At 66.9% G+C, this 14,699-nt stretch carries 12 protein-coding genes; 10 read left to right on the top strand and 2 right to left on the bottom strand.

What is annotated here, in order from left to right; translation table 11 throughout:
• Positions 1-58: 58 nt before the first annotated feature.
• The 6 genes from AB0I10_RS26790 (at position 59) to htpG (ending at position 6,453) form a co-directional block, all read left to right on the top strand.
• Positions 59-1,363 carry a hydrolase gene (locus tag AB0I10_RS26790; protein WP_363155180.1) on the top strand — a complete coding sequence of 435 codons (1,305 nt, stop codon included), beginning with the start codon at positions 59-61 and terminating at the stop codon, positions 1,361-1,363.
• A gap of 298 nt (positions 1,364-1,661) precedes the next feature.
• Complete coding sequence (locus AB0I10_RS26785; protein WP_363155179.1) at positions 1,662-2,120, top strand: cold shock domain-containing protein; 459 nt, start codon at positions 1,662-1,664, stop codon at positions 2,118-2,120.
• Between the two features lie 219 nt (positions 2,121-2,339).
• Entirely contained in the window at positions 2,340-3,833 is a 1,494-nt protein-coding gene (locus AB0I10_RS26780) for a carboxyl transferase domain-containing protein (protein ID WP_363155178.1), read from the top strand.
• A 49-nt stretch (positions 3,834-3,882) separates the two neighbouring features.
• Complete coding sequence (locus tag AB0I10_RS26775; protein WP_363155177.1) at positions 3,883-4,107, top strand: DUF5988 family protein; 225 nt, start codon at positions 3,883-3,885, stop codon at positions 4,105-4,107.
• Positions 4,108-4,122: 15 nt separating this feature from the next.
• Positions 4,123-4,443: a biotin/lipoyl-binding carrier protein gene (locus AB0I10_RS26770; RefSeq protein ID WP_363155176.1), complete on the top strand. Its 321-nt coding sequence runs from the start codon at positions 4,123-4,125 to the stop codon at positions 4,441-4,443.
• Between the two features lie 180 nt (positions 4,444-4,623).
• Positions 4,624-6,453, top strand: coding sequence for a molecular chaperone HtpG (gene htpG / locus AB0I10_RS26765; RefSeq protein ID WP_363155175.1), 1,830 nt, complete (start codon positions 4,624-4,626; stop codon positions 6,451-6,453).
• A gap of 91 nt (positions 6,454-6,544) precedes the next feature.
• Here htpG and AB0I10_RS26760 read toward each other — a convergent pair whose 3' ends face one another.
• Positions 6,545-7,312: an alpha/beta fold hydrolase gene (locus AB0I10_RS26760; RefSeq protein WP_363155174.1), complete on the bottom strand. Its 768-nt coding sequence runs from the start codon at positions 7,310-7,312 to the stop codon at positions 6,545-6,547.
• A 314-nt stretch (positions 7,313-7,626) separates the two neighbouring features.
• Between AB0I10_RS26760 and AB0I10_RS26755 the strand changes: the two genes are divergently transcribed.
• Both AB0I10_RS26755 and AB0I10_RS26750 read left to right on the top strand, forming a co-directional pair.
• Entirely contained in the window at positions 7,627-8,037 is a 411-nt protein-coding gene (locus tag AB0I10_RS26755) for a hypothetical protein (protein WP_363155173.1), read from the top strand.
• A gap of 907 nt (positions 8,038-8,944) precedes the next feature.
• On the top strand, positions 8,945-9,910 hold the full coding sequence (locus tag AB0I10_RS26750; protein ID WP_363155172.1) for a transcriptional regulator: 966 nt from the start codon (positions 8,945-8,947) through the stop codon (positions 9,908-9,910).
• Between the two features lie 224 nt (positions 9,911-10,134).
• Here the strand turns inward: AB0I10_RS26750 and AB0I10_RS26745 are convergent, their stop codons facing one another.
• Complete coding sequence (locus AB0I10_RS26745) at positions 10,135-11,163, bottom strand: methyltransferase (RefSeq protein WP_363155171.1); 1,029 nt, start codon at positions 11,161-11,163, stop codon at positions 10,135-10,137.
• Positions 11,164-11,597: 434 nt separating this feature from the next.
• Here AB0I10_RS26745 and AB0I10_RS26740 point away from each other — a divergent pair, with 434 nt between their 5' ends.
• Both AB0I10_RS26740 and AB0I10_RS26735 read left to right on the top strand, forming a co-directional pair.
• Positions 11,598-12,239 carry a DUF1707 domain-containing protein gene (locus AB0I10_RS26740; RefSeq protein WP_363155170.1) on the top strand — a complete coding sequence of 214 codons (642 nt, stop codon included), beginning with the start codon at positions 11,598-11,600 and terminating at the stop codon, positions 12,237-12,239.
• Positions 12,240-12,795: 556 nt separating this feature from the next.
• A partial coding sequence (locus AB0I10_RS26735) for a type I polyketide synthase (RefSeq protein ID WP_363155169.1) occupies positions 12,796-14,699 on the top strand: 1,904 nt, incomplete at its 3' end.

Below are 14,699 nucleotides of genomic sequence, written 5' to 3'. Positions count from 1 at the left end.
GCTGATCGCCAGCCGATCGCTGGTCACGTGGCGATCGCCACCATGGAGGGGGCTGCCCATGAAACACGCACGCAGGCGCCACAGCCGGTTGCGCACCCGGGTCGGCGGCACCACAGGATTTCTGGCCCTCGCCCTGGGTGCCGGGGTCGCGCCGGCTACCGCCGCGGAGAAGACCACCAACACGCCCATGACCACGGCAGCGACCTTGGATACAGCAGCGACCTTGGATACAGCGGCGTCCTTGGACACGGCAGCGTCCTTGGACGCGGCGCCAGCGCCGGGCCAGCTGACTCTCCCCGCCCCGACCGGCCGGTATGGCGTCGGAACGGTCGATCTCCACCTGCGCGACCCGACACGCACGGATCCGTGGATGCCCGGACAACAGCCGCGCGAGCTCATGGTCACACTGTGGTACCCGGCGACGCACACCACCGACTATCCCGCCGCGCCCTGGATGCAGCCGGCCGCCGCCGCGCACTTCCTGGCCAGCCGGCAGGTGCCGCCGGGCGCGGTGACCCTGCCCACCACTGCCGGGCACACCGGCGCCCCGGTAGACCGCAGGGCAGGCGAGCTGCCGGTGCTGCTGTACTCGCCCGGACTGCACGGGAACCGCGCGCAGGGCACCTCACTGGCTCAGGACCTGGCCAGCCGCGGCTACTTGGTCGTCACCATCGACCACACCCACGATGCCGGCGAGGTGGAGTTCCCCGGTGGGCGGCTTGAGTTGAACACCATGCCGCCGGGTTCCCACTCGTCCGACACGATCGCCGTCCGGGCGGCGGACACCCGCTTCGTCATCGACCAGCTGGCCGCGATCGACCGTGGCGACAACCCGGACGTGGACCACAAGCAGCTCCCTCACGGGCTCGCCAGAGTGGACATGGACCGTATCGGAATGTTCGGCGCTTCCCTCGGTGGAGGAACGGTGCCTGCGGCCATGCAGGTGGACTCCAGGATCCGCGCCGGCGCGAACCTGGACGGCCAGCTCTTCGGACCGGCGATCACCCAGCCGCTCAACCGGCCCTTCCTGCTGTTCAGTTCCCAGAACCACAACCGAAACTCCGACCGGAGCTGGGCGAAGTTCTGGGACCACCTGCATGGAGAGCGGATCGACCTGAAACTGCTCGGCTCCGCGCACAACTCCTTCGTCGACAACCAGGTCCTCTTCCCCCAGGCACCGGGCGCGTTCAGGCTGACCCCCGACCAACTGGTGCAGATTCTCGGCACGATCGACCCCAACCGCTCCATCGGGGTCCAACGCACCTACCTCGCGGCCTTCTTCGACAAGGAACTGCGGCACCGGCACAGCAGCCTGCTCGACGGCCCGTCACGCCATTACCCGGAGGTCGCCTTCGTGCGCTGAACGCCGTTCCGAGGCCGTCGCGGCGTGTCCGGCCAAGCCGTAGGACTGCGAGTGCAGATGCGGCCCGGAACTCCCCGCGTACGTACGCGTACCGCCGGGCCCGCGCTGCAGCGCGACGGCAGCGCCGCAGTCGTCTCCAGGGCGGGTGCGTAACTGGCGCAAGCCCGGCCGCACAGCCTCTGACCTGCGACGAAGGCGTGATGATCGAAGTGTTCAACTGCGATCGTGAAGTTGAAGACGGACGTGATTACGATCAGGTGAAGGCGCTGGACAGGTGTGCGAGTAGTGAGGGCTGGGGATGGCTGCTGGTCGAGTGATCCGGTTCGACGGGATGCGCGGATACGGCTTCATCGCGCCGGAGCACGGTGGGGAAGACGTCTTCCTGCATGTGAACGACCTGCTCATTCCCGAGTCGACGGTGTGCTCCGGACTCACGGTGGAGTTCGAAATCGAGGACGGCGACCGCGGCCTCAAGGCATCCAACGTGCGGCTGGCCCGCGACGCGGAGAGCCCGGCGGCCCAGGCGGCCGTCGCACCCGCCCCGCGGACTCCCGCGGCTGCGGTGGGCGCAGCGGCCGACTCGCCCGCCACGGATGGCCAGGAACCGATGTGTGACGTGCTCAGCTCGGCGGAGTACATGCGTGAGGTGACCGAGCTGCTTCTGACCGCCGCCCCGGAGCTGACGGGACATCAAATTCAGGCGGTGCGCAAGCAGTTCGCGCTACTCGGCAACCGGCACGGCTGGGTAGAGGACTGACAGGACCGACAGGACGGATGGACCGGTGGACGGGCCGAGTCCGCACATGAACCAGGGCCGGGTGCGACCCCCCGAGCACCCGGCCCTACCCATCCCGGTGACGCGGATGCGCACCCACGGATCCCATGACCGGCCGGGCTCAGGCGGCTCGGATCCACCGATCTCGCGAATGAGCCACTCAACCGATCCAGTCAACCCAGGGAGAGGGCGGGGCCAACCATGACGGAGCTGCCCACAGCTGTGCAGCCGGGGCCGGCGGGCACCAGTGGCGAGCCGGACAGCCGTGCACCCCTCGCCGAAGGGAACCCGCGCGATCCACTCGTCCGGCTCGCCAGGCTGCTGGACCGGGAATCCCTCACCGTCGTGCACGACAGCGACGCGGTCAGCACGGCGGTGGTCTGCGGCCGGATCCACGGATTGGACGTCATCGCGTTCTGCACCGACGCCCGCGTGATGGGCGGAGCGGTGGGGGCCGAGGAGTGCCGCCGCATCGCGGACGCCATCGACGCCGCCGTCGAGGAGAACCGCCCGGTCGTCGGCCTGTGGCACTCCGGCGGCGCCAAACTCGCCGACGGGATCGAGGCGATGGACGGCATCGGCCGGATCTTCGCGGCGATGACCCGTGCATCGGGCGAGATCCCCCAGATCTCCCTGGTGCTCGGCCCGGCCGCCGGCGGCGCCGCCTACGGGCCCGCGCTCACGGACGTGGTGATCATGGCGCCGGCCGGCCGTGTCTTCGTGACCGGCCCGGAAGTGGTGCGCAGCGTCACCGGGGAGCGGATCGACATGGAGGGCCTTGGCGGGGCGGAGGCCCATGGCCGCAAGTCCGGAGTGGTACACATCGTGACCGACTCCGAGGAGGACGCCTATACGCGGGCCCGGCACGTCACTTCGTTGCTCGCCGCGCCCGGAAAGGTGGACCAGGGAGCGGTGGGCCCGGCCCGGGACCTGCGGGCGCTGCTGCCCGCCTCGCCCCGGCGGGCCTATGACGTGCGGCCGCTGGTGACAGGCCTCCTCGACGACTCCGCCGACTGCCCCGACGGCGGCTCGGACGGCAGCTCCTTCGAGGAGTTCCAGGCGAAGTGGGCACCGAACGTCGTGGTCGGCCTTGGCCGGCTCGCCGGCCAGACCGTGGGCATCGTGGCCAACAACCCGCTGCGCAAGGGCGGTTGCCTGGACTCGCTGAGCGCGGAGAAGGCCGCGCGTTTCGTGCGGCTCTGTGACTCCATGGGAGTGCCGCTGGTCACCCTGATCGACGTGCCCGGCTATCTGCCCGGCGTCACCCAGGAGTGGGGCGGTGTCGTCAGGCGTGGGGCGAAGCTGCTGTACGCCTTCGCCGAAGCGGTGGTCCCGCGTGTCTCGGTCGTCACCCGCAAGTCCTACGGGGGCGCCTACATCGCGATGAACTCGCGTTCCCTGGGCGCCACCAAGGTGTTCGCCTGGCCCGAAGCCGAAGTCGCCGTCATGGGCGCCGAGTCGGCCGTGGGCATCCTGCACCGAAAGGCGCTCGCCGACGCGCCCGAAGCGGAGCGCGAAGAGCTCCGCGCACGGCTCATCGACGAACACAAAAAGCTCGCGGGAGGTGTCGACCGCGGCGTGGCGCTCGGGGTGATCGATGAGGTCATCGACTCGTCGCAGACCCGGGCCGCGGTGGCGGCCGTCCTCGCGGCCGCGCCCTACCGGCGCGGCACACACGGGAACATCCCGCTCTGAGATCCCAGGCAAGTGCTGGAACCCCAGTCCCCAGAAGGTGAGGAGAATCATGGACGACAACAGCGCACCCAACGTGTACCTCAGCGGCGGCTCTCCCACGGCGATAGCCGAAGAGGCGCGGCTTCGCTACATACCGGATCTCGATGTGCCCACGGTCAAGGTGCTGTGTGGCAATCGCTACGAGCACTTCGAGGCCAGCTCCAAAACCACCCGCATCGACGACCGCGAACTGCGGGTCTTCCTATGGATCCGCCGCACATACGTGGCGGAGTGACGCACCATGGGCGCAATGCGCACGGGGACGGAACGGGCAGCTGAAGAGGTACGAGCTGAGATCGTCGCGGTCGTGGGTCAGGTGCTCGTCGCGGCCGGAGACACCGTCCCCGTGGGCGAACCGCTGTTCATCCTCGAATCGATGAAGATGGAGATCCCCGTCCTCGCCGAGAACGGCGGCCGGATCCTGCGCGTGCCGGTCGCACCCGGCGACACGGTTCAGGAGGGAGACCTCCTTGCGGAGATCGGCTTCAACCGTGTGGCTGAGACAGGCGCAGTCGGCTCCGATGCCGCCTCTCCCGAAAGGCTGAGCTCAGCGCCACGGCCCGGAGCCTGAAGTACGGAATTTGCCTCATGCGTCTCTCAACCTCTCAACAGGCGCAGGTGTCATCGCGTCGCGGATCAGCTCAAGCCAGCCCGACCTCGCCCTGGCCGAGGTCGGGCACCGGCGTGTGTGCACCTCCTCGGCCCCTGGAAGTGTTGGCGTCGCACAGCTCATTTGATCAGAAGGGAAGTCATGACCACTGAGACGCTGGAGTTCCAGGCTGAAGCGCGGCAGCTCCTGCAGCTGATGGTCCACTCGATCTACTCGAACAAGGAAATCTTCCTTCGCGAACTCATCTCCAACGCCTCCGACGCCTTGGACAAGCGGCGCCTCGCCGCGCTCACGGACGACAGCCTCAGGGCCGACGACCTGCACATCGGCATCGAGGCCGACAAGGATGCCCGCACGCTGACCGTGCGGGACAACGGCATCGGCATGTCGCGTGACGACGTCGTGGGGCTCATCGGCACCATCGCCAGGTCCGGCACCGCCGAGACCCTGCGCAGGCTCCGGGAGAGCAAGGAATCGGCCGAACTGATCGGCCAGTTCGGGGTCGGTTTCTACTCCGTCTTCATGGTCGCCGACAAGGTCACCCTGCACACGCGCAAGGCCGGCGAGGAGACCGGCGTGCGCTGGGAGTCGGACGGCGACGGCACGTACACCATCGAGACCGTCGAGGATGTGCCGGACGGCACGTCGGTGACCGTGCACCTGCGTCCCGCGGACGAGGAGGACGCGCTTCACGACTACGCCGACGAATGGAAGATCCGGGAGATCGTCAAGCGGTACTCGGACTTCATCTCGTTCCCCATCCGGATGGGAGACGACACCCTCAACTCCATGAAGGCCCTCTGGGCCCGGCCGCGGTCCGAGGTCAAGGACGAGGAGTACCAGGAGTTCTACCGGCACATCAGCCATGACTGGACGGACCCGCTCGACATCATCCAGATGAGAGCGGAGGGCACCTTCGAGTACGAGGCCCTGCTGTTCATCCCGGCACGTGCCCCGCACGACCTCTTCCAGCGGGACGCCCGCCACGGCATCCAGCTGTATGTCAAGCGGGTGTTCATCCTGGACGACAGCCGTGAGCTCCTGCCCGACTATCTCCGCTTCGTCAAGGGAGTCGTGGACGCCGCCGACCTGTCGCTGAACATCTCCCGCGAGATCCTCCAGCAGGACCGGCACATCCAGCTGATCCGCCGCCGCCTCGCGAAGAAGGTCCTGTCGACCATCAAGGACCTCATGAGGAACGACGCCGAGAAGTACCGCACGTTCTGGCGCGAGTTCGGCCCCGCAGTCAAGGAGGGCCTGCTCGACGGGGCCGAGGACCAGAAGACGATCCTCGACATCGCGTCGTTCGCTTCCACCGCCGGCGACGAGCCCACCACCCTCGCTGACTACGTCGCCCGGATGAAGGACGGCCAGGACAAGATCTACTTCATGACCGGCGAAAGCCGCGCGCAGGTCGAGAACTCCCCGCACATGGAGGCGTTCAGGGCCAACGAGTACGAGGTCCTGCTGCTCACCGACCCGGTGGACGAGATCTGGGTCGAGGCGGTGCGCGACCACGACGGCAAGGAGTTCCAGTCCGTCGCGCGGGGCACGGTCGACCTGCCCTCCGAAGAGGAGCCGTCAGAGGAGAGGACCGGTGCCTACGCCGCGGTGCTGACCTGGCTCAACGAGACTCTCGACGACGTGAAGGACGTACGCCTGACGACCCGTCTGACCAGCTCGCCGGCGTGCCTGGTCAGTGACGCCGACGGCCTCACGCCGACGCTGGAGAAGATGTACAAGGCGATGGGCCAGGAGGTCCCGCCGGTCAAGCGCATCCTTGAGCTCAACCCCGAGCATCCGCTGGTCAGCGGGTTGCGGTCGGCGTACGAGCAGCGTGCCGCGGACCCGGATCTGGCCGAGACGGCCGAGCTGCTGTACGGCACCGCGCTGCTCGCGGAAGGGGGCGACCTGGCCGACCCGGCGCGCTTCGCCATGCTGCTCGCCGACCGCCTCAGCAAGACGGTGTGACCGTCGCCCGATGACAACGAGTGCCGCGAGCACATCTGTGCTCGCGGCACTCGTGTCGGAACGCGCCGCATGCGCGCCGGGACGGCGCCCGTCAGCCGGCGGCGCGAGCGCCTTCGGTCCGGAAGTGCTGCTCCAGGACCTGTATGACCTCTTTCCACTGCTCACTGATGAAAAAGTGCGCACCGGTGAACACACGGAGATCGAGCGAACCGGTCGTGTGCTGGCCCCAGGCCTTGGCCTCGTCCAGCGTCGTCTTGGGATCGCTGTCGCCGGTCAGCACGGTGATCGGGCTGTCCACGACGGCGCCGGGTTCACAGCGGTAGGTCTCGGCGGCCTTGTAATCGGCCCGGAGCGCGGGCAGCGCGGCCCGCATCATCTCCTCGTCGTCGAGCAGGGCCGATGCGGTGCCGCTCAGACGACGCACCTCGGCCAGAATCGTCGCGTCACTGCGATGCGCGGTCTCGTCCCGGAACGTCGAGGGCGCGCGGCGCCCGGAAGCGAACAGCCGCACGGGGCTGAGCCCGTCGGCCTCAAGACGGCGAGTCACCTCGAAGGCGAGCGCGGCCCCGAGGCTGTGCCCGAGAAATGCGAGGGGCAGCTGCGGCTGGCGTCGGATGACCCCATGAAGGTGATCGGCGAGTATCGCCAGATCGTCGATGGGTTGTTCCGCGCGCCGGTCCTGCCTTCCGGGGTACTGGATGGCCAGGACGTCGACATCGGGGCTCAGCGCCGCGGCCACCGGGAGGAAGAAAGACGCCGACCCGCCTGCGTGCGGGAGGCACACCAGCCGAGCGGCCGGGTTTTTGGCGGGGTGAAATCGACGACACCACAGTTCGTCTCCGGGCGAAGGCTGAGACATGTCACTCCAGAACGTTGTCACATCGGATCACTGAGTGAAATCCGAACCTAGCGAAATGCCGGAACGTCTGCAAGGACACCGGATCTCGGTCTGGCCTGCGTTTACTCATGGTGAACTCATGGATATCGCAGCGCCATTGTGTTTGGTCCGAGCGTCGATGCATGCTCAACTGCCAGAAGGTCGCAGTTGAACGGTGACTGGAGCGCATCTGTGATGATAGATATCTCAAGGAGGGCACGCGGCCGCCTGGTGCGTCGTCCCCAAGGGTCCGGTTACTGTTCCGAATTACGTGGCGACATTGAGAGGTGACCTACGTGGGGCACAAATTCTCGCTGGTTCTCAGTCGGCAAATCACCGATGAAGAGTCAGTCACTCTGCAAGAGGCCGGTTTCGCCGACGCGGCCTTCGCAACCGATTCACTTCCGACCAACGCCGCCGTCGCCGTCACGAAGGTGGATTTCGACGACACGGTATCGCCGTCACTGGCCGAGGCGATCGAATCAGCGCTGGAAGCGGTGAAGAAGGTTCCGGATCTCACCGTGCCCGGCCTCAGCGTCCCGGCCGTGCCGCAGGAGACTCCGGCCGACGATTCGCGTGTGCTGGTCGGCGAGGTGGTGGAGGGCTCGTCCGTCGCCGACAAGGCGCCCGAGAAGAAAGCGACAACGAAGAAGCGGAGCGCCAAGAAGGCGAGCGCCGCCGTGGAGGAGGGCGCGGACCAGGCGTAGCCCGCCACCGTTCACACCGCGTGGCTCGCGGGTCCGTGGGTTGATGGACTGCTCAGAGTCGCCACGAAAACATGACGAAGCTCCGGTTGACGGGGTGACTTCCCAAGTCACCCCGAACGACCGGAGCTTTGTCATGCTACTGGTGAACCACTGGTCGGTCAGATGGAGCCGGCCATGTTCAACCCGTGGTGCCACGTCAGTTGAACAGCTCGGGCGATTCTGGTTGAACACCGGGATCCCACGACGTTGGTTTCCTGGAGGGTATATCTGCCCCCCGCGCGGCCTCACCGATCGTGCCGTCGAACCAGTCCTGCGCCCACCAGCAAAGAGGGACTGAATCCGGTTCCGCCGCCGCAAGGCCGGCCATACGAAGAACTGGCCGAAAATTTACGTGTACCTGGCCTGTAGTGTTTCTTCGCGCGGTAAGACAGGGTCGGGCCGGTCGCCGGTGCCCGGAACTCATGGTCAGAATGTGATGCAAGATCCACGTGGCTTGCCGGGATGATCGGGTTAAAATCGCTCCGTCCGCATGACCCCGAAGACGTTTGTTCCGCTGGGCGCAACCTGAGGGGCATAAGGATTACGCCTGACCCGAGAGTGCTACTGAGCGTAGCGCCGGACGTCTCATTGTAAGCAATTAAAGAACTCGCAAATCTGGGAATACTGCTATCGCGACACAGTTCGGGCTGTTAGCCTGGGGCCAGAATCTAACGATTTGATATTCTAGGCCAGCTAATCAGTCACGGGGGGTTTCGTGGGAGATTCTCAGACTTGCCTGGTGAGCTTCCGGACGTGCGGCGAGAGTCGATGAAGTAGATCCTGCTTCTTCTTTCCTGTAAATAACTCGTCGTAGTTGTCATGGGGGTGCGGTATGGGCCGTGTCGGCGGCGGTATAATTTCGACTGGAGTGAATGATTGCCAGGATGACGGACCGGGAATTGTCTCGTTCCCAATTATGCAGGTTTTACCCGGTGATTCACCCCGACTTGAGGGTGAGGACAAGGTTCATGTACTACGGCTCGCGGCGCTAGAAAGTCCGCTCCCGCCCATACTGGTCGACCGAAGAACCATGCGGGTGATCGATGGGATCCACCGCTTGATGGCAGCCTCTATCAAGGGGCTGGAAGTCATTGACGTCGAGTTCTTCGACGGCAGCAGCGAGGACGCGTTCCTCAAGGCGGTTGAGGCGAATGTCGAGCACGGTCTGCCGCTGACGCAGGCTGATCGCACCGCGGCGGCACTGCGGATCCTCAAGTCGCACCCCAGCATGTCGGATCGAGCCATCGCGAAGTCCACTGGCCTCGGGGCCCGGGCGGTCGCGGGGCTGCGGCGCTCGTCGGACTCCGTGCCGAAGTCGAATTTCCGCATCGGGCGCGACGGCAAGGTCCGTCCACTGAACGGTGCGGAGGGGCGGCTGCGGGTGGCGGAGCTCATCAGGGAGAACCCAGAGGCTTCCCTGCGCCAGGTGGCCCGGACGGCCGGGGTGTCGCCCGCGACGGCGCTCGACGTGCGGCGGCGGCTGGAACGCGGTGATGACCCTGTCCCAAGTCAGGGGAGCCCCGTCACCTTTGAGGCGGAAGCCCCGAGGAATGCTCTTCCGGAGCAGAGCCCGGCTGCCATCGGGCCTCCGTCCACCGCCACGCTCGAAAAGCTCATGCGCGACCCGTCGTTGCGACAGAGCGAGCTGGGGCGGCGGCTGCTGCGGATGTTCAAGGAGAACGTACTGGGTGCGAAGGACATGAATGACATCGTTGCCTCGGTGCCCTCGCACTGCCTTGAGCTGATCATTCAGCTCTCCCGTCACAACTCGCAGATCTGGGAGGACTTCGCCCAGGAGTTGAACAGGCGAGCACGCGTCGTGAATCCCGAATAGGGTCACACGCAACAACGAAGCTCCTGGTGAGTGGGTGTACGACAACACCCATGCCCACCAGGAGCTTTGCGTGCCTTCCCGCGCGTCGGCAAGGGATCCGTCCGCCACGCACCAGCGCGATCCGGCCTGCCAACCCGCCGTATCCCACGGGGCGGTGAAGCCATCCGCGGGATACGACGAACCATGCTGTACCGCTGCGACGGATGCCGCTCAGGCACCTCGGGTCACGCGCTCTCGGCCACGACGCATTCGGCGACGCTCAGGTCCGCCGGGCAAGGGGTGATCGACAGAACCTGGAGCCCCGCCTCTGCTGCTTCCCGGCGGATGTCGGCCTCGCTGCGCTCAAGGGTGTTGGGTTCGCCGACCACCATTTTGATCACATTGCGGAAGGCGGCCCCGGAATCGTGTTCCTTCAAGGGGTCGATGACCAGGAGCTTCGACGTGCTGCCGGTGTCGGCGCCGGCGCACATCGCCTTGCGGATGTTGCTCAGGATCCGGACGCCGCTCTCCGAACTCCAGTCGTGCAGAACGTTCTTGATGATGTAGAGATCACCACCCTCGGGGACTTCACGCAGGATGTCCGACGGCTGGTAGCTCAGCCGCTCGATGAGGTCCTCGTTGCCCGACGCGCGCAGCCCGGCCTCCGCCCGCCGGCACGTGTCAGGGCGATCCACGCAGACGCCCTTGAGGTGCGGATGCGCCGAGAGGATGGCCTTGAGGAGCGCCCCGTTGCCCCCGCCGACGTCGACCACCGTGCGCACGTTCTCGAACGGGACGTGCTCTGCCAGCACCGCGCCGATCGGCCGGGCCCAGTCCTGCATCGCGAGGTCGAAGATCCGCGCGGTCTCGGCGTCCTTCTCCAGGTACTCGTACAGGGAGACGCCGAACGCGTGGGGCATGACCGACGTGCCGGTCTTCACCGCCTGTGTGAGACCGCCGCTGGCCGCCTGGGCGTAGAGGCCGCAGAGCAGCGAGGTCAGATGCCGGATCGACTCGGGGTGATCGGTCCTGAGCTGCTCGGAGAGGGGCGAGTTGGTGTAGCGACCCTCCTCGTCCCGCGCGAAGACCCCCAGCGCCGTCACGGCCCGCATGAGGGACTCAAGCGCGTCGGGGTCCGCGCCGACGGTCTTGGCCAGCTCGGCGCCCGTTGCCGGCCCGTCCTCAAGGGCGTCTGCGACACCGAGACGAGCCGCGGCGCCGATCGTCGCGGACGTGATGGAGCCCATGACAAGACTCAACAACGACACTTCCATACCCCTATTTCTCCCTCGGCCGGATGGCATGATTCGGATGACAGGTTCGTGTTCTCAGCCGTCGCCTGCACCTGTTCGGAGATGACCTGCCCGGCAGACGGGCAGGCGATAAGCGACGGTAAGGTACGGCCTGGGCGCCACACGCTAGGCGAAGCCGGAACTCCGCGTCGTCGTTCAACCGCCTCGTCGCCACCGAGATATTCGCCAAGACACGTTCAGTCGCCAGGGCATGTCAGTTGAACAGTTCCTGCGTGGACCTGCCGGCGACAAGAATTCATCTCCTGTTTCTCCCGGGCCCGAGGCCGGTACGGCAAGACCCGTCCACTGAACGGCGCGCTGCGCTCCGCGTCGTCCGGCCTGTGATATTCGTGTGGTGTTTGGGAGTTGGCCGGATTCGCATTGCGATTCTTCCGGCGGAAGATCAGGCTGTGGACATGACCGATGAGAAGTCGTCGAGCGGCGACGGCGCCGAGGACGTGCCCCCAGAAGACATGAAGGCTTCGCACGCAGACCGGGATCAGGTCGTCGAGATCCTTCGCGACGCTGCGGGTGATGGCCGGCTCACAACCGAGGAACTGGAGGAGCGCGTGGCGGCGGCGCTGGCCGCGCGCACCATTGACGATCTGGCCGGGCTGACCCGCGATCTGCCGGTCTCTCCCTCTCCCACCGACCCGAGCACGTGGTCCGAGGACGTGGTGGAGATCAACCAGCGTTTCGGCACCCTGCACCGCTCCGGCTCCTGGGAGGTCCCACGACGGCTGGACATCCGGATGCACGGAGGAGACGTCAAACTCGACTTCACCGAGGCGGTGATCAGCCACGACGTCCTCGACCTGGATGCCTATGTCAGCGTCGGCGGAAACCTGGTGCTGGTGGTCAAGCCGGGCATCGAGGTGGTGACCGATGACGTGACCGTGGGCGTGGGCGAGGTCAAGGACCGCACACTCAGCTCCGACGGTGACGTGCCCGTCGTGCTCCGTGTGAACGTGGCCGGCCGGATCCGCGGCGGTGACGTGGTGGTCAGGCACCCGCGGCGGACGCTCGGGCAGTGGGTACGCGGAGAGAGCTCGGTCTGACGGCGCGTACAGCAGTGGCAAGGCGGTGGCCCGCTCCTTCGAGCCGGCCACCGCTTCGTTGTCTGCGGCCGGTTTTTATGCGAGCGATATAGGGGCGTCCCTGACGGACTGAACGCCGGATTCCAGGCCGCTGTGCATGATTCAAGTGTTCAACTCTTCTGCGTGGTTCAAGTGTTCAACTGCTACGTTGCGTGGGTTCGACGGGCGCGGATACGTTCCAGTTGCCGGTGAGTCAGATCTCAAGGTCTTATTCACTCACTCGGTGTCTTCCTCAAATCATTGAGAATGTAACTGGCGGCAAGCGCGAGGTGGCGGGTTGCAGGGATAGGTTGTCACTGGCTCGCGGGCCAGGAGGCGGACAGTGTCGATGAGGTTCCCCTGTCACCGGCCGCGGTGGTCGCTTCAATCCCTGCCGCAGTAAAGCGTGCTAGATCTCATTGCTGATTCTGGGTGTTTCTCCTCCGCTGTGCCCGAGTGGCATTCTGCGAAAATTCCCGCGGCAACCCCGCAGCACGGCAGATGTGCATATCCTCGGCAAGCAGGGATGGCGGAAGAAATGGCCAACGAAGACAAGCTCCGCGATTACCTCAAGCTCGTGACGGCTAATCTGCGCCAGGTCCGCCGTCGACTGGCTGAGGTCGAGGAACGGAGCCAGGAACCGATCGCGATCGTCGGGATGGGCTGCCGATTCCCCGGCGGGGCCCAGAGCCCCGAGGAGCTGTGGCAGCTGCTGGCCGAGAGCACCGACGCGATCGGCGCGTTCCCGCAGGACCGCGGCTGGGACCTTGAGAACCTCTACGACCCCGACCCGGATCACCCCGGGACCTCGTACGCGCGCCACGGCGGGTTCGTGTACGACGTGGCGGAGTTCGACGCGGGGTTCTTCGGGATCAGCCCGCGCGAGGCGCTCATGATGGACCCCCAGCAGCGGCTGCTGCTGGAAGTGGCCTGGGAGGCTCTCGAAAAGTCGGGCATCGACGCGGCATCCCTGCGCGGCAGCCAGACCGGCGTGTTCACCGGCTCCTACAGCTCGGGTTACGGCATGGGCCCCTCGGCGGAGGCCGCAGGTTCCGAGGGCCATCTCGTCACCGGCATCGCGACCAGCGTCCTGTCCGGACGTCTGGCATTCACCTTCGGCCTTGAAGGCCCAGCCGTCACGGTCGACACCGCGTGCTCGTCGTCCCTGGTGGCCCTCCACATGGCCACCCAGTCGCTGCGGTCCGGGGAGTGTTCGCTGGCGCTGGTCGGCGGCGTCACCGTGGTCGCCACGCCCGGCGTCTTCGTGGGGTTCTCCCGGCAGCGGGGCATGTCGGTGGACGGGCGGTGCAGGTCCTTCAGCGCGTCGGCGGACGGCTCCGGCTGGGGCGAGGGCGCCGGCGTCCTCGTAGCCGAGCGGCTGTCCGACGCGCGGCGCAACGGGCACAACGTGCTGGCGGTGGTACGCGGCAGCGCGATCAACCAGGACGGCGCGTCCAACGGTCTGACCGCTCCCAACGGCCCCTCGCAGCAGCGTGTGATCCGTGCCGCGCTGGCGAGCGCCCGTGTGTCGCCCGCCGATGTGGACGTGGTGGAGGCACATGGTTCGGCGACCACGCTCGGCGACCCGATCGAGGCCGAGGCGCTGCTCGCGACCTATGGCCAGGAGCGCGCCGACCAGCCGCCGTTGTGGCTGGGTTCGGTGAAGTCGAACATCGGGCACACGCAGGCGGCCGCCGGTGTGGCCGGTGTGATCAAGATGGTGCTCGCCCTGCAGCACGAGCGGTTGCCGCGGACGTTGCACGTGGAGGCGCCGTCGCCGCACGTGGACTGGGCGGCCGGTGACGTGCGGCTGCTGGCCGAGTCGGTGCCGTGGCCCACCGGGGAGCGGGTGCGTCGGGCCGGTGTGTCCTCGTTCGGGATGAGCGGCACCAACGCGCACGTCATCCTGGAGGAAGCCCCCGCCGAGACCGGCGAGTTGACGCCCGCCGGGGGTGCGTCGGCCGGTGAGGACATCGCGGGCTTCGAATCGGCGGAAGGCATTGACGGCGCCGTCGTCGTCGGCGAGGTAGAGGCGGCTGCCGCCCCTGCGGTGGTGGCGGCAGGTGGGGTCGGCGCGTGGGTGGTGTCGGGCCGGTCGGCGGAGGGTCTGTCGGCTCAGGCGGGTCGGTTGCGCGAATGGGTGGCGGGGCGGCCGGAGCTGGAGCCGGCTGATGTGGCGTGGTCGTTGGCGGCGACGCGGTCGGTGTTCGAGCACCGGGCCGTGGTTCTGGGCGGTGACCGTGGGGAGTTCGTGACGGGCCTTGAGGTTCTGGCTGCGGGCGCGTCTTCGGGTTCGGTGGTGTCGGGGGTTGCGCGTTCGGGTGCCCGGACGGTGTTTGTGTTCGCTGGTCAGGGGACGCAGTGGCTGGGCATGGGCCGTGAACTCGCTGAATCCAGCCCGGTGTTCGCGGCGCGTCTTGCGGAGTGTGAGGCGGCGCTGGC

Source organism: Streptomyces sp. NPDC050636 (assembly GCF_040654775.1).
In the GTDB taxonomy this organism is placed as follows: Bacteria; Actinomycetota; Actinomycetes; order Streptomycetales; family Streptomycetaceae; genus Streptomyces.
Note: the sequence above shows the minus strand (reverse complement) of the source record. Positions and strands in the feature narration are given on the sequence as shown.

What these genes read in the sequence shown, in the direction of transcription:
- AB0I10_RS26790 (WP_363155180.1), top strand. Translation starts at nt 59, where the DNA reads ATGAAACACGCACGCAGGCGCCACAGCCGGTTGCGCACCCGGGTCGGC.
- AB0I10_RS26785 (WP_363155179.1), top strand. Translation starts at nt 1,662, where the DNA reads ATGGCTGCTGGTCGAGTGATCCGGTTCGACGGGATGCGCGGATACGGC.
- AB0I10_RS26780 (WP_363155178.1), top strand. Translation starts at nt 2,340, where the DNA reads ATGACGGAGCTGCCCACAGCTGTGCAGCCGGGGCCGGCGGGCACCAGT.
- AB0I10_RS26775 (WP_363155177.1), top strand. Translation starts at nt 3,883, where the DNA reads ATGGACGACAACAGCGCACCCAACGTGTACCTCAGCGGCGGCTCTCCC.
- AB0I10_RS26770 (WP_363155176.1), top strand. Translation starts at nt 4,123, where the DNA reads ATGCGCACGGGGACGGAACGGGCAGCTGAAGAGGTACGAGCTGAGATC.
- htpG (WP_363155175.1), top strand. Translation starts at nt 4,624, where the DNA reads ATGACCACTGAGACGCTGGAGTTCCAGGCTGAAGCGCGGCAGCTCCTG.
- AB0I10_RS26760 (WP_363155174.1), bottom strand. Translation starts at nt 7,312, where the DNA reads ATGTCTCAGCCTTCGCCCGGAGACGAACTGTGGTGTCGTCGATTTCAC.
- AB0I10_RS26745 (WP_363155171.1), bottom strand. Translation starts at nt 11,163, where the DNA reads ATGGAAGTGTCGTTGTTGAGTCTTGTCATGGGCTCCATCACGTCCGCG.
- AB0I10_RS26740 (WP_363155170.1), top strand. Translation starts at nt 11,598, where the DNA reads ATGACCGATGAGAAGTCGTCGAGCGGCGACGGCGCCGAGGACGTGCCC.